The sequence below is a fragment of the Rhizobium sp. WYCCWR 11128 genome (assembly GCF_013416305.1).
Lineage (GTDB): Bacteria > Pseudomonadota > Alphaproteobacteria > Rhizobiales > Rhizobiaceae > Rhizobium > Rhizobium indicum.
The window spans coordinates 490,085-503,940 of the sequence record NZ_JACCEZ010000003.1; the positions used below are offsets into that span (position 1 = coordinate 490,085).

General features: G+C 60.9%; 12 protein-coding genes. 3 read left to right on the forward strand and 9 right to left on the reverse strand.

The genetic code is table 11. The features are described from left to right. Positions 1-2: 2 nt before the first annotated feature. The 9 genes from HX898_RS14640 to HX898_RS14680 all read right to left on the reverse strand — a co-directional run bounded on the left by HX898_RS14640 (position 3) and on the right by HX898_RS14680 (position 10,604). The gene (locus HX898_RS14640) at positions 3-734 is read right to left on the reverse strand and encodes a nucleotidyltransferase family protein (protein ID WP_138332000.1); all 732 of its coding nucleotides are present in this window, start codon (positions 732-734) and stop codon (positions 3-5) included. A 13-nt stretch (positions 735-747) separates the two neighbouring features. Beyond that, positions 748-2,265 carry a tRNA (adenosine(37)-N6)-threonylcarbamoyltransferase complex ATPase subunit type 1 TsaE gene (gene tsaE / locus HX898_RS14645; RefSeq protein WP_180194962.1) on the reverse strand — a complete coding sequence of 506 codons (1,518 nt, stop codon included), beginning with the start codon at positions 2,263-2,265 and terminating at the stop codon, positions 748-750. Continuing rightward, positions 2,262-4,847, reverse strand: a complete 2,586-nt coding sequence (locus HX898_RS14650) for a PAS domain-containing sensor histidine kinase (RefSeq protein WP_180194963.1) — start codon at positions 4,845-4,847, stop codon at positions 2,262-2,264. The genes tsaE and HX898_RS14650 overlap by 4 nt, the downstream gene beginning before the upstream one ends. 203 nt (positions 4,848-5,050) lie before the next feature. Next, positions 5,051-6,451 (reverse strand): adenosylhomocysteinase, encoded by a 1,401-nt coding sequence (gene ahcY, locus HX898_RS14655; RefSeq protein WP_180194964.1) that lies wholly within the window; start codon positions 6,449-6,451, stop codon positions 5,051-5,053. A 158-nt stretch (positions 6,452-6,609) separates the two neighbouring features. After that, the gene (locus HX898_RS14660; protein ID WP_171600312.1) at positions 6,610-6,885 is read right to left on the reverse strand and encodes an HPr family phosphocarrier protein; all 276 of its coding nucleotides are present in this window, start codon (positions 6,883-6,885) and stop codon (positions 6,610-6,612) included. A gap of 9 nt (positions 6,886-6,894) precedes the next feature. Continuing rightward, positions 6,895-7,296 (reverse strand): PTS sugar transporter subunit IIA, encoded by a 402-nt coding sequence (locus tag HX898_RS14665; protein ID WP_003544139.1) that lies wholly within the window; start codon positions 7,294-7,296, stop codon positions 6,895-6,897. A gap of 148 nt (positions 7,297-7,444) precedes the next feature. Continuing rightward, complete coding sequence (locus HX898_RS14670; RefSeq protein WP_138389321.1) at positions 7,445-7,897, reverse strand: serine/threonine protein kinase; 453 nt, start codon at positions 7,895-7,897, stop codon at positions 7,445-7,447. Next, entirely contained in the window at positions 7,894-9,684 is a 1,791-nt protein-coding gene (locus HX898_RS14675) for a sensor histidine kinase (protein ID WP_017989882.1), read from the reverse strand. The genes HX898_RS14670 and HX898_RS14675 overlap by 4 nt, the downstream gene beginning before the upstream one ends. Before the next feature lie 185 nt (positions 9,685-9,869). Further along, positions 9,870-10,604 (reverse strand): response regulator transcription factor, encoded by a 735-nt coding sequence (locus HX898_RS14680; RefSeq protein WP_197725694.1) that lies wholly within the window; start codon positions 10,602-10,604, stop codon positions 9,870-9,872. A gap of 337 nt (positions 10,605-10,941) precedes the next feature. Here HX898_RS14680 and HX898_RS14685 point away from each other — a divergent pair, with 337 nt between their 5' ends. The 3 genes from HX898_RS14685 (at position 10,942) to HX898_RS14695 (ending at position 13,815) form a co-directional block, all read left to right on the forward strand. Beyond that, positions 10,942-12,552 (forward strand): phosphoenolpyruvate carboxykinase, encoded by a 1,611-nt coding sequence (locus HX898_RS14685; RefSeq protein WP_180194965.1) that lies wholly within the window; start codon positions 10,942-10,944, stop codon positions 12,550-12,552. Between the two features lie 200 nt (positions 12,553-12,752). Then, the gene (gene arfB / locus HX898_RS14690; RefSeq protein WP_025396530.1) at positions 12,753-13,196 is read left to right on the forward strand and encodes an alternative ribosome rescue aminoacyl-tRNA hydrolase ArfB; all 444 of its coding nucleotides are present in this window, start codon (positions 12,753-12,755) and stop codon (positions 13,194-13,196) included. A 1-nt stretch (position 13,197) separates the two neighbouring features. Beyond that, entirely contained in the window at positions 13,198-13,815 is a 618-nt protein-coding gene (locus tag HX898_RS14695) for an alpha-ketoglutarate-dependent dioxygenase AlkB (protein WP_180194966.1), read from the forward strand. Positions 13,816-13,856: the final 41 nt, after the last annotated feature.

Consider the following 13,856-nt stretch of genomic DNA (forward strand, 5'->3'; position numbering starts at 1 on the left):
GCTTAAGCAAACGTCCGCAATCGCCGGATCGTTTCCTCCGCCTCGCCGATTGCCTCCGGCGTGCCGACCGTCAGCCAATGGCCTTCGAGCACCATGCCGAAAAGCCGTCCACGCGCGATCGCCTTGTCGAAATAGATATTGAGGTTGAAGGCATCCTTCGGCGCATCGTCGAACAGCGACGGGTTCATGGCGATCGCGCCGGCATAGACGACGGGATTGGACGGATCGTCGCGATAACGCGTCAGCCGGCCATCGGCCGCAAGACTGAAGTCGTTCTTGCCATTGTGACCCGTCGTATCCTCGATCCCGACGCAAAGCAGCGCCATATCCATGCGTTTGGCATCGAAGAATCCGGCTAAGCGTTCCAGGTTCGTCGGCCGCCCCGGCTGTTCGCCGATCCAGAAGAGATCGGCATTCATGACGAAGATATTGTCGCGGTTAAGCAGCCTCAGCCCCTTCGCCAGGCCGCCGCCGGAATTCATCAGTGCGTCCCGCTCGTCCGATATGACGATGTCGAGGCCGCGATAATTCCCGAGATGGTCGAGCATCTGGTTGGCGTGATGGTGAACGTTGACGACGGCGCGTTCGACGCCGGCCGCCACCAGCGAATCCAGCGCGTAGTCGATCATCGGCTTGCCGTCGATCTTCACCAGCGGCTTCGGGATCTTGTCGGTGATCGGGCGCATGCGGGTTCCGAGACCCGCGGCCAGTACCATGGCTTGTCTGATGGTCATTCTGATCCGAAACTTATGATTCGCTCTGGCCTATTCCAGCCCTTGCGCACCAATCGCGCAAGGGGGCAAGCGTTTCATGCTCGAGCGCGACGTTCAGATAGGAAAGCGTGCGCGGCATGTGTTTCAGATAGCCTGGCTTGCCGTCGCGCTGCAACAGGCGCACCCAAAGACCGGCAAGCTTGCAATTGCGCTGCGCCGCCATGATCGCCCAGGCCTTCATAAATCCGGCTTCGTCGAAACCGCGCTCCGCGCGGCGAAGCGTCAGATAATCATCCATCAGCTGCCGGAAGAGGTCCGGCTCGATCGTTACGCGCGCATCCTGGACGATCGACGCAAGGTCATAAGCCGTCGGGCCGATCATCGCGTCCTGGAAGTCGATCAGGCCGATCTTGCGAATACCGCTTTCATGTTCGCGCCAGATGATGTTCGGCGAATGGAAGTCGCGCAGCAGCAGGCTCTTCTCGGCCGTTGCGAGCTCGTCGATGAGTGCATCCCAGATCGCCAGATATTCCGCCCGTTCGGCTTCCGTTGCGGGTGCGCCCTGGCGCTTCCAGGGCAGGTGCCAGTCGAGCACCAACCGCACCTCCATCTTCATCGCCGTGCGGTCGAAATCAGGAATATGGTGGATATGGCCCTTTCCAACGGGGATGTCCTGCGGAAATTTCAGGGCGTGCAGCTTGGCCAGGCAGGCGACGCTTTCGCGATAGCGTTCTATAACCGGCTGTCCGTGGATATCCAGCACGCCTTCGCTGCCGAGATCTTCGATCAGCAGGATACCCTTGTTATAATCCACCTTGTAGACTTCGGGCGCCGCAAAACCATCCTTGCGCAGCGTATCGGCGATCGCCACGAAGGGATAAGCGTTTTCGGCAAGATGCGCGACTTTGGGATAGGGTTTGCCGTCGAGAACCGGCGGGCCTTCAGCAAGCGGCGGCCAGTCCATCAGGATGATGCGTTGGTTCCCGGCTTGCGGATAGATCGCCTCATAGGCGCGCAGCGAGGCGTCGCCGGTCAGGAAGCGGCGTCTCGCTTCGGGATAACCTGCACCGTCAAGGAAATCGCGGATCGCCAGGACACGGCGGATGCGTGTATTTTGCGCGCCCGCGGCTCTGATTGTCGCCCGACGGCCATTGACCTCATGTTCAAGTGTCAGCGCGATGCGCTCCGCGGGCAGTTCGCTCTCCGCCATCTCAGGCCATTCGACGAGACAGATACCGTTCTGCAGGGCCTCGTCGAAGCCAAGCTCTGTCAGTTCGGCGGCATCGCCGAGCCGGTAGAGATCGAAATGCGAAACGGCGATGCGCAGATCGTAGGATTGTACCAGCGTGAAGGTCGGGCTCGGGACCTCGAGCCCCTCGTCATCGGCGATGGCGCGCAGGATCGCGCGGGCGAGCGAGGATTTCCCCGCGCCGAGATCGCCGGAAAGGGCAAGGCAATCGCCGGCTTTCAGGGCCAGCGCCAGGTCCTCGCCGAGGCGGATGGTAGCCGCCTCGTCTTTCAGGAAAAGCGAGATCGTATCGCTGGTCGTCATTCGGCGGCGGCGGAATGCGGGACATCGACCGAGGGGATACGGCAGACGACGGTCGTGCCCTTGCCCGGCTCGCTGTCGATCGTCACATCGCCATGATGCAGACTGACGAAGCTGTCGACGATCGAGAGGCCGAGGCCGGCGCCGCCGCGTTTGCCGCTTTTTGCCCCCGTGGCAAAACGGTCGAAGACGGTCGCGATCATATCAGGTGAGATGCCGGGGCCGCGATCGCTGACGGCGAAGACGAAATCCGTGCCTTCGCGATGGCATTCCAGCGAGATTGAGGTGCCTTCGGGCGAGAAATTCGCCGCATTGGACAGAAGCTTCAGAAGGATCTGCTTCAGCCGCTGCGGATCGGCAACGATCGAGCCGAGATAGGCGGGTGCGGTGATTTCAAGCGCGACGCCGCTTTCGTGGAGGCGATCGGCAATCTGCATCGAGACGTCGTCGAGCAGATCGTTGAGATCGATATCCGCATAATTGAGGCGCATGATGCCGGCATCGACGGTCGCAAGGTCGAGAATATCGTTGACGAGCGTCAAGAGAACCGAGGACGAGGTCGAGATGTGGTCGATATATTCGGCCTGCCGTTCGGTAAGCGGCCCGACGCCCGGCGTGCGCAGGAGATCGGTGAAGCCGATGATGTTGGTCAATGGCGAGCGCAGTTCATAGGAAACGTGCTGGACGAAATCGTTTTTCAGCTCGTCGGCCTTGCGCAACGCTTCGTTCTTCTCGGTCAGCGCGCGCTCGGCACGCACGCTGTCCGTCATGTTGACGAAGGTCAGCATGGTCTGCGCGTTCGGTAGCGGGATGACGGCATAGTCGAGCACGAGGCCGGAGAAGAGTTCCAGCGTTCCCTGTCCTGAGCGGCGTTCGTCGTCGAAGCTGGTGATCAGTTCCGCGAAGGTCTTCCAGCCGTCCGGCCGATCATAGGACGGGGCGCAGGCCTCGCCCAGCGCACGGATATGGGTGCCGGGCTTGGCTTCGGTTTCGGTGATCCCCCAGAGCGCGCGGAAGGCCGGGTTGGAAAGGCGGATGCGTCCATCAGGACCGAACACCGCCACACCCTCGGAAAGGTGGTCGATCGTTTCGCCCTGCACCTTGACCAGCGTGTTGTAGCGCGTTTCGAGATCGACCTGCTCGGTCAGGTTTTCGAACACCCAGGTGGCGCCGCCCTGCGGATGGGCGGTCGCAAAGACCCGTAACGTCTGCCCGTTCGGCAGATGCCAGAGATCGGTTTGCGTGTCGAGCGCGCGATAGACCGAAAGTGCGGCTTCCTTCCAGCTTTTCCAATTAAGCTGGTCCGGCAGTTTCTTGGCCGCCCGCAGCCGCTCGAGCAGCTCGCTATTGTCGGGCCGGCCCTCGAGGAAGGCGATATCCAGCTCCCAGAGCGCGACGAAGGCCTGGTTGTAGAATTGCAGCCGGCGCTCGCCGTCGAAGATGGCAACAGGCGTGGCGAGATGGTCGAGCGTTTCGGCATGGCTCTTCAGCGTCCGTTCCAGCTCGGCGCGCACGGCCTCTATGTCGGACACATCGATCGCGATGCCGGCCGAGCCGCCGGGAACCCTGACGTCGACGACGTCGAAGAATGTGCGGTTGCCGTGCACGACCGTCGAGATCTTGTCGTGGAAGGGCGATTCCGGCGTCGTCGTGGCGCGAATGCGTTCGCGCGCCACGGTCGTCAGCATCTCGCGGCCTTCATTGATCGCCTGCTGCGGCGATCGCGCTTCGACCGCCTCGCCATAAGCCTGGTTGACCCAGGTGAGGCGGCCCACCGGATCGCGCTGCCAGGCCGGCATGTCGATCGCGTCGAGCATGGTCTGGAAGGCCGAGATCGAGGTCATCAGCCGGTCGCGCTCGATCCTGAGCTCTGCGAGCTCGGCACGCAGATTGTTGAGCGCCACGAAACGGACGAAGGCCCGCCCGCCGGAAACCCGGCCCTGCGCCTCGAGGATTTCGTCGCGGATGGTTTCGACCACCATGTCGAAGCTCTGCGCCTCGTCGCGCAGCCGGTCGATCGCCTTTTCCAGCTCGGAAGCCGAACGTGACTTCAGCCATAGGCCGAAGGCCAGGAATTCGCCGTCCTGTGGTGCGCCGGTCTCGGGCGGAAGCTGGCCGAGCAGTTCGGGACGCGCATTGCCGTCCCAGATGACGATCCGCCGGTTCTTGTCGGCGATCAGAGCCTGGTATTGCGAAATGCGCTGCTGGGCATCGGAGAGCGCCGAGCGGATTTCCCGGCTCTCGTTTTCCAGGTTGCCGCGCTGGCGCACGAGCCACAGCGTTGACAGCAATGCTGCCGATATGACGCCGATGACGACGGAAACACCGATCACCTGCGAGGATGTGAAGAGGTGAGCCGAGGCCGCCGCCTGCTGCTCCGCCTGTGCCAGAGCCGGCCGCGCCAGGGCGGCAAGCGCCGTGCCGGCCGCGCAGCTTTTCAGGAAGCGCGCCAATGGTCCGTGCTCTTGCTTTGCGGCCTCGTGTGCCGTTGCAGATTTATATCCTTGGCCTGCCATGAGCGGGCGGCGATCGGCGCGAGCGCCATCATCCGCCTGACCGGGCAGGCTGCTTTTCATTTCCGACATCCGCGGTATGTCTCCGTCCTTCAATGTGCCGCATTACGACAAGACATCCCATTTTCGCAACGGTCGGACAGGGTCCGGCGCCACGAATCAAGTCTTAAAACAATACTTCGGAAGGGAATCTGCGGGAAGGGAGCGTCCAAAAAATAAGCCGCGGCATTTGTCAATGCCGCGGCTTCTACATCTTGTGGATATTAACGATCAGATCAATATCTGTAGTGGTCGGACTTGAATGGCCCCTTCGGCGAGACGCCGATATAGGCAGCCTGTTCCTCAGAAAGCTCAGTCAGCTTCACGCCGAGCTTGTCGAGATGCAGGCGTGCGACCTTTTCATCGAGATGCTTCGGCAGGATATAGACCTGGTTGGAATACTGGTCGGGCTTGGTGAAGAGCTCGATCTGCGCCAGCGTCTGGTTGGTGAACGAAGCCGACATCACGAAGGACGGATGGCCGGTGGCGTTGCCGAGGTTGAGCAGGCGGCCTTCGGACAGAAGGATGATGCGATTGCCCTTGGGGAATTCGATCAGGTCGACCTGCGGCTTGACGTTGGTCCACTTGAGATTGCGCAATGCGGCGACTTCGATTTCGTTGTCGAAGTGACCGATATTGCCGACAATCGCCATATCCTTCATCGCCCGCATATGGTCGATGCGGATGACGTCCTTGTTGCCGGTGGTGGTGATGAAGATGTCGGCCGAGGAAACGACGTCCTCGAGCAGAACGACTTCATAACCGTCCATCGCAGCCTGCAATGCGCAGATCGGATCGGCTTCGGTCACCTTGACGCGGGCGCCGGCGCCGGAGAGCGAAGCGGCAGAACCCTTGCCGACGTCGCCGTAACCGCAGACGAGGGCAACCTTGCCGGCCATCATGACGTCGGTGCCGCGACGGATGCCGTCGACCAGCGATTCCTTGCAGCCATACTTGTTGTCGAACTTCGACTTGGTGACCGAGTCGTTGACGTTGATCGCCGGGAAGGGCAGCAGGCCCTTCTGGCTGAGCTGGTAAAGGCGGTTGACGCCGGTCGTCGTTTCCTCAGTGACGCCCTTGATCGCGTCGCGCTGCTTGGTGAACCAGCCAGGCGAAGCGGCAAGACGCTTCTTGATCTGTGCGAAGAGGATTTCCTCTTCTTCGGAATGCGGGTGAGACAGCACGTCCTCGCCGGCTTCTGCGCGGGCACCAAGCAGGATGTACATGGTGGCGTCGCCGCCGTCATCGAGGATCATGTTGGAAAGGCCGCCATCGGCCCACTGGAAGATCTTGTCGGTATAGACCCAGTAATCCTCGAGCGATTCGCCCTTGATGGCGAAGACAGGCACGCCGGAAGCGGCGATCGCGGCAGCGGCATGATCCTGCGTCGAGAAGATGTTGCACGAGGCCCAGCGGACTTCGGCACCGAGCGCGACCAGCGTCTCGATGAGCACAGCCGTCTGGATAGTCATGTGCAGCGAGCCGGTGATGCGCGCGCCCTTCAGCGGCTTTGTCTGGCCGAATTCGGTGCGGCAGGACATCAGCCCCGGCATTTCGGTTTCGGCGATCGTAATTTCCTTGCGGCCGAAATCCGCAAGCCCGATATCGGCGACGACATAATCTTTTTCAGTGCTCATAGAGGCCTCCAGGCTGAAAAACGTCTCAAAATTGGCGCAGGCGCGAAAAATGACCCGCGTGCAAGCGCACGGCATGTCCGCCGTTTAGCAGGCTTCGCCGGTGATAGCAATAAGGATATAAAGAAGTCTTTATATGTTTATATGAACTCGATCGGAGCTCACATCTCCTCGCCGAACCTGTTCTGGATCAGCTTGTCCAGGGCCTCCAGCGCTTCCTCGGCCTGGCTGCCGCTCGCCGAAACGACGACGCTTGAGCCGGGACTTGCCGCAAGCATCATCAGGCCCATGATGGAGGTTCCGCCGACCGTCATTCCATCCTTGGAAACGGTGATGGCGGCATCGAAGGTCTCGACCATCTGCACGAATTTGGCGGAAGCGCGCGCATGAAGACCGCGCTTGTTGATGATGAGGAGTTCCCGGGAGAGCGATGTCATGAATGCCCGTTATTTTCCGCTGAGCACACGGCTCGCGACATTGATATATTTCCGCCCGGCTTCGGAAGCCTCGACCAGCGCCTTCTCCATGTTGTTCTCGCCGCGCACCCCGGCAAGTTTGATCAACATCGGCAGGTTGACGCCGGCAATGACCTCGGTATGGCCGCTGCTCATGACTGATATGGCGAGATTGGACGGCGTGCCGCCGAACATGTCGGTCAGGATGACGACGCCATGGCCATCATCGGCACCGGAAACGGCTTCCAGAATGTCCTGCCGTCTCTGGTCCATGTCGTCTTCGGGGCCAATACAGACCGTCTCGATGAATTTCTGAGGACCGACGACGTGCTCGACAGCATGACGAAACTCTTCAGCCAGCTTGCCATGAGTGACAAGCACAAGTCCGATCATGATATTACTGCTCCCATATACAAACGGTGGCCCCAATATCGCAATGCAGCAATTACGTCCACCGGTGGGGGCACATCTTGGCTATGAAAAGCCGAAGTGCAAGATAAAAATGCGAATATATAAGGCAGATTGACCAATCCGGAAGGCCTCAGTGCCCGATGCCAGGCACTTTTGCCATCAGGATCGCAAGGGGTGAAGAGACGCCTGTGAGCAACCGCAATGCGGGAAGCGAAAAACCGGCGGCAAGGCCTACGGTTTCGCCTTCTGGAGGCACCCGGTTTTCACCGGAGGCGCTGCCAGGAAGCACGGCATAATGCATGGTCGCCCGCGGAATATGGTCCTGCCGAACGATGCCGGTGCCGCGAAGCTCCATCAGCCCGGCGATCGACGGCGGGCATGTAGCGATCACCGCGCCGGCCTCTCCGGAGAGAAGCACCTGGTCGTCGGCGACCAGCGCCGTGAAAAGCCCGAGCCGGCGCGCCTCGGTCATGCAGGTGAAGGCCAGCATCGATTTTCCCCAGCCGGAGGGACCGCTGAATAGCAGCCCCGTCTTGCCGACGACGATCGCCGTCGCATGGACGTTGAAACCTGCCTCGGTCATGCTGCGGCGCCGATTGGCAAAGAGAGGATGAACCGCGCGCCGAGTATATGCCCGCTCTCGGCATCGGTGATGTTTTCGGCTCTCAGCGAACCGCCATGCGCTTCGGCGATCTGCCGGCTGATCGAAAGGCCGAGCCCCGAATTCTGGCCGAAGCCTTCCGCCTCCGGCCGGTCCGTATAGAAGCGCTCGAAGATGCGGTCGATATTTTCCGCCTGGATGCCGGGGCCGTTGTCTTCGATGGTGGTGACGCAGCGCGAGCGTGTCCGCACCAGCCGCACGGTAATCTTGCCGCCCTTTTCCGGCACGAAAGAGCGGGCATTCTCGATCAGGTTGGCGATGATCTGGCCGATGCGTAGATCGTGGCCGTTGACGACGAAGCGCGTCTTGACGTTCGGCTTGCGTTCGATCGCATATTCGATTTCCACCTGCTTCTTGGTGCTCCTAACCTGGCGCGAAACCTCGATCAGGTCGCGCAGCAGCACCTCCATGTCGACGGAGCCGGCATCGACGCGTGCGAGTTCGGCGTCGAGACGGGAGGCGTCGGAGATATCGCTGATCAGCCGGTCGAGGCGGCGGACATCGTGCTGGATGACGTCCATCAGCCGCTTCTTGGAATCGTCGGATCGGGCAAGCGGCAGCGTTTCGACGGCGCTGCGCAGCGAGGTCAGCGGGTTCTTGAGCTCATGGCTGACATCGGCCGCGAAACTCTCGATCGAATCGATGCGGTCGTAGAGCGCCGTCGTCATCTCGCGCAATGCGATGGAAAGGTTGCCGATTTCATCCTGGCGGGCAGAGAAGTCGGGGATCTCTTCGCGCGTCTTGGCGCCGCGGCGGACGCGGATGGCAGCTGCCGAAAGACGGCGCAGTGGATTGGCGATGGTCGATGACAGCACCAGTGAAAGCAGCACGTTGACGAGTGTCGCCACGCCGAAGACGCGCATGATAGCAAGCCGTTCAGCATGGACGATATTGTCGATGTCGCCCGCCTGTGTCGACAACAACAGCACGCCGAGCACGGCGCGGAAGCGCTGGATCGGCACGGCGACGGAAACGATGAGTTCACCTTTTTCGGTGGTGCGCACGACTGCGCCGCGCACGCCGGTGAGCGCGTTCATCACTTCGGGATAGATCGAGCCGTCGCCGCCCGGCGCTTCCTTATAGAGCGGCAGATTGCCGGGCTGCAGCGCCTTGTTGAAGAGGGTGGCGAACCACTCGCTCCAGGTCTGTTTCTCTTCCTCCACCGGCGGCAGGTCGAAGCGCAGCACTTGGCCGCGCGAATAGAGATGGCGCGAATCGAGCAGCAGGTTGGCATCGGCATCGAAGATGCGGGCGCGTGTGCGTGTCGGAGAGATCAGCCGGCGCAGGACCGGCGCGACCTTTTCGGGATCGATCGGGAATTCAAGGTCCTCGTCGTTCGGCACCGGGGTGATGCTCTGGCCGGCCTGCAGCTCGAGCAGCTTCTGCGGATCGATGGTGATCGAGTTCGTATCGACCGACGCGGAGGCCGAAACGGCGCCGGCGATGATTTCGCCCTGCGTCAACAGGCTTTCGGCGCGAGCGTCGATCAATCCTTCGCGGAACTGGTTAAGGTAGAGAATGCCGCCGACGAGCACCACCAGCGCGACGAGATTGAAGAACAGGATGCGCCGTGTCAGGCTCGAAAAGACGGCATTGCCGAAGATCCGGCGGATCAGGGTGAAGGGATGCGACCAACGGCGGCCTCGGACGCGACGGGTGCTCACGCCCTCCGCATCGTCCAGATCCCTTTCCTGCACCAACTGTGCCAATGACAGGCCCTTTCGAAGGGCGGGGCCGGATGGGCCGGCCCGCAGCCCTCAACATTTCCGACAGCGCCGCGCGTCTTTTCAGACGCGCAAAGGACGCTGTGACATTTTGAACTGCTGCATAATTAAATCCTTAAATCGATGCCGATTTAGGAAATTATGCAGGAGCGCGCTGCGCCGCTCGGGGCTCAGGCTGCTTCGCGGAAGCGGTATCCCACTCCGTAGAGTGTTTCAATCATATCAAAGTCGTTGTCGACCATCTTGAATTTCTTGCGCAGCCGCTTGATGTGGCTGTCGATGGTCCGGTCGTCGACATAGACCTGTTCGTCATAGGCTGCGTCCATCAGCGCGTCGCGGCTTTTGACGACGCCGGGGCGCTGCGCCAGCGAATGCAGGATCAGGAATTCGGTCACCGTCAGCGTCACTGCCTCACCCTTCCAGGTGCAGGTGTGGCGTTCCTGGTCCATGACCAGCTGCCCGCGCTCCAGCGAGCGGGCCTGCTGCACCGCGCCGGTCTTCGGTGCGCCGGTGGGGCTGGTGCCGGCAGCAGCGGCTTCGCGGCTTGACGCGCGGCGCAGGACGGCGCGTACGCGCTCCACCAGCAGACGCTGCGAAAAAGGTTTGGTGATGAAATCATCGGCACCCATCTTCAGGCCGAAGAGTTCATCGATCTCCTCATCCTTGGAGGTGAGGAAGATGACCGGAATATCCGACTTCTGCCGCAGGCGGCGCAGCAGTTCCATGCCGTCCATGCGCGGCATCTTGATGTCGAAGATCGCCAGCTGCGGCGGTCGCGCCAGCAGGCCGTCGAGCGCCGAAGCACCGTCCGTATACGTCTCGACCTTATATCCTTCGGCCTCCAGTGCGATCGACACCGAGGTGAGGATGTTGCGGTCGTCATCAACGAGCGCGATTGTCGGCATGGTGTTGGTCTCCGTCATCAGTGCGCAATCTCCCGGATTTGCTCTCCCCAGGCGGTCTCAGTGACCGGATGCGCTTATGGAGGATAAAGGTGGAACAAATTGTGGCAAAGATAAAGGGGAAGATTGTCGTAAAATTCGCCGGCAATCTTAGGTAGCGCGTCGAAATGTTTAAACGCGATCTATTCAAACGATTTAAAATTAAGACGATAAATTTAAATCGATTAATTGTTTGATATCACTGCATTTTCTCAAGTTTTCCATCTTGTGTTTTAAAATTTCTGCCCGTATTTTCGCGGTTAGTTTTAACGGCAACGAGCCTGAGTGAAGGGAACTAGCCATGGAAATGTTCGGAGTTCATAACCCGGCAATAGAGCTGGCAACGGTTGGATTGGGCGGCGCAGCCAGCGTTCGCTACAACTTTTCCGCCGCCGCGCTCTATGAAGAAGCGATCCGCCGGGGCGAAGCCGAACTGACCGCTCAAGGCGCATTGCGGGCTATCACCGGCCAGCACACGGGCCGTTCGCCGCGCGACAAGTTCGTCGTTCGCGACATCAATACCGATGGCGAAATCTGGTGGGACAACAACAAGCCGATCTCGCCGGAGCATTTCGCCGTTCTGCGCGACGATATGCTGGCGCATGCCGCGGGCAAGGAGCTTTTCGTCCAGGATCTCGTCGGTGGCGCCGAGGAAGGTCATGCTCTGCCGACCCGCGTCGTGACCGAATTCGCCTGGCATTCACTGTTCATCCGCAATCTGCTGATCCGCCCCGACACTGCAGCGCTGTCCAGCTTCGTGCCGAAGCTGACGATCATCGATCTGCCGAGCTTCAAGGCCGATCCGGCCCGCCACGGCTGCCGTTCGGAAACGGTGATCGCCTGCGATCTCACCAACGGTCTCGTCCTCATCGGCGGCACCTCCTATGCCGGCGAAATGAAGAAATCGGTCTTCACCGTGCTCAACTACCTGCTGCCGGCCAAGGGCGTGATGCCGATGCACTGCTCGGCCAATGTCGGCCCGGACGGTGACGCGGCGGTCTTCTTCGGCCTTTCCGGCACCGGCAAGACGACGCTTTCGGCCGATCCGGCCCGGACGCTGATCGGTGATGACGAACACGGCTGGAGCGAGAACGGCATCTTCAACTTCGAAGGCGGCTGCTACGCCAAGACCATCCGCCTTTCGGCCGAAGCCGAGCCGGAAATCTACGCGACGACGCAGCGTTTCGGCACCGTGTTGGAAAACGTCGTGCTGAACGAAAGCCGCGAGCCGGATTTCGACGACGGGTCGCTGACCGAAAACACCCGTTGCGCCTATCCGATGGACTTCATCCCGAACGCTTCGGAAACGGGCCGTGCCGGGCATCCGAAGACAATCATCATGCTGACCGCCGATGCCTTTGGCGTCATGCCGCCGATCGCCCGATTGACGCCTGATCAGGCGATGTATCACTTCCTCTCCGGCTACACCGCCAAGGTGGCCGGCACCGAGAAGGGTGTCGTCGAGCCGGAAGCGACCTTCTCCACCTGCTTCGGCGCTCCTTTCATGCCGCGGCATCCGGCCGAATACGGCAATCTGCTCAAGGAGCTGATCGGCCGCCATGGCGTCCAATGCTGGCTTGTCAATACCGGCTGGACCGGCGGCGCCTATGGCACCGGCAAGCGCATGCCGATCAAGGCGACGCGTGCGCTTCTCGCTGCCGCCCTGACCGGCGAACTCGGACAGGCCGAATTCCGTGCTGACACCAACTTCGGCTTCGCCGTGCCGGTCTCCGTCGACGGCGTCGACAGCAGCATTCTCGATCCGCGCTCGACCTGGGCCGACAAGGCAGCCTATGACGCGCAGGCCGAAAAGCTGGTCTCAATGTTCATCGCGAACTTCGCCAAGTTCGAAAATCATGTCGACGGCGGCGTCCGCGATGCCGCCCCCGGCGTGAAGGTCGCTGCCGAATAAGGCTCAGAGCAATTCCAGCAAAAGTGCGCAGCGGTTTTGCGTCCGGAATTGCGTTAGACAAAGAGCTAGAGCATTCAGTGAAGAAAATCGGAATGTTCTAGCCGCTGACTCACCTGAAACCCGGCATCGCAGGATTGCCGGGTTTTTCTTGATGACGGCCGATATTTTCAATTCGCCATTGATGTGAGATAGAACGCCGCATGGCCAGCGACGCGCTTTATATCGATGACAGGATCACCATCGCGGGATGGGAGCTGACGGAACAGTTCGTTCTGGCGGGCGGTCCCGGTGGGCAGAATGTCAACAAGGTCTCGACCGCGGTCCAGCTGTTCTTCAACATCGCGAATTCGCCGTCCCTGAACGATCGTGTCAAAACCAATGCGATCAAGCTCGCCGGCCGGCGGTTGTCGAAGGAGGGCGTGCTGATGATCGAGGCGAGCCGGTTTCGCAGCCAGGACCGCAACCGCGAGGATGCGCGCGACCGGTTGAAGGAACTGATTCTCGAGGCCGCCAAGCCGCCACCGCCGCCGCGCAAGAAGACCAGGCCGACCAAGGGTTCGGTCGAACGCCGCCTGAAGGAAAAATCCGGTCGCTCGGAAGTTAAGAAAATGCGCGGCCGCCCCGGCGGCGGCAGCGGTGAGTGACATGCCGGAGCTCTTGAGCGGCATCCGCCATCTCCCCAGTTACCTCGACCGAGCGCGTCAGGAGGCATTGGTCGAGGTGATCCGTATCGTCGTCGCCGAAGCGCCGCTTTATGTGCCCGCCATGCCCGGCACCGGCAAGCCGATGTCCGTGCGCATGACCAATTGCGGGCCGCTTGGCTGGGTGACGGACAAAGAGCGCGGCTATCGCTACCAGCCCACGCACCCGGCAACCGGCAGACCTTGGCCTGATATGCCGCAGCAATTGCTCGATATCTGGAATGACGTTTCGGGTTACGACAAGCCGCCGGAAGCCTGCCTCGTCAATTTCTACTCCGACGAAGCGCGCATGGGCTTGCATCAGGACAAGGACGAACAGGATCTCAAAGCCCCGGTCGTCTCGATCTCGCTCGGCAACAGCTGCCTCTTTCGCGTCGGCGGCCTCAGCCGCAATGATCGCACGCTATCTTTCAAGCTTTCGAGCGGTGATCTGGTGGTGCTGGGCGGCGAGGGGAGGCTGTGTTTCCACGGCGTCGACCGCATCCATCCGGCGACGTCGACGCTGCTGAAGAATGGTGGCCGCATCAATCTGACGCTTCGCCGCGTCAATCCCACCGACTAGAGCAATTCCAGCAAAAGTGCGCAGCGGTTTTGCGTCCGGAA

Coding starts and splice junctions, on each gene's coding strand:
- HX898_RS14640 (WP_138332000.1), bottom strand. CDS start 734: ATGACCATCAGACAAGCCATGGTACTGGCCGCGGGTCTCGGAACCCGC.
- tsaE (WP_180194962.1), bottom strand. CDS start 2,265: ATGACGACCAGCGATACGATCTCGCTTTTCCTGAAAGACGAGGCGGCT.
- HX898_RS14650 (WP_180194963.1), bottom strand. CDS start 4,847: ATGTCGGAAATGAAAAGCAGCCTGCCCGGTCAGGCGGATGATGGCGCT.
- ahcY (WP_180194964.1), bottom strand. CDS start 6,451: ATGAGCACTGAAAAAGATTATGTCGTCGCCGATATCGGGCTTGCGGAT.
- HX898_RS14660 (WP_171600312.1), bottom strand. CDS start 6,885: ATGACATCGCTCTCCCGGGAACTCCTCATCATCAACAAGCGCGGTCTT.
- HX898_RS14665 (WP_003544139.1), bottom strand. CDS start 7,296: ATGATCGGACTTGTGCTTGTCACTCATGGCAAGCTGGCTGAAGAGTTT.
- HX898_RS14670 (WP_138389321.1), bottom strand. CDS start 7,897: ATGACCGAGGCAGGTTTCAACGTCCATGCGACGGCGATCGTCGTCGGC.
- HX898_RS14680 (WP_197725694.1), bottom strand. CDS start 10,604: ATGCCGACAATCGCGCTCGTTGATGACGACCGCAACATCCTCACCTCG.
- HX898_RS14685 (WP_180194965.1), top strand. CDS start 10,942: ATGGAAATGTTCGGAGTTCATAACCCGGCAATAGAGCTGGCAACGGTT.
- arfB (WP_025396530.1), top strand. CDS start 12,753: ATGGCCAGCGACGCGCTTTATATCGATGACAGGATCACCATCGCGGGA.
- HX898_RS14695 (WP_180194966.1), top strand. CDS start 13,198: ATGCCGGAGCTCTTGAGCGGCATCCGCCATCTCCCCAGTTACCTCGAC.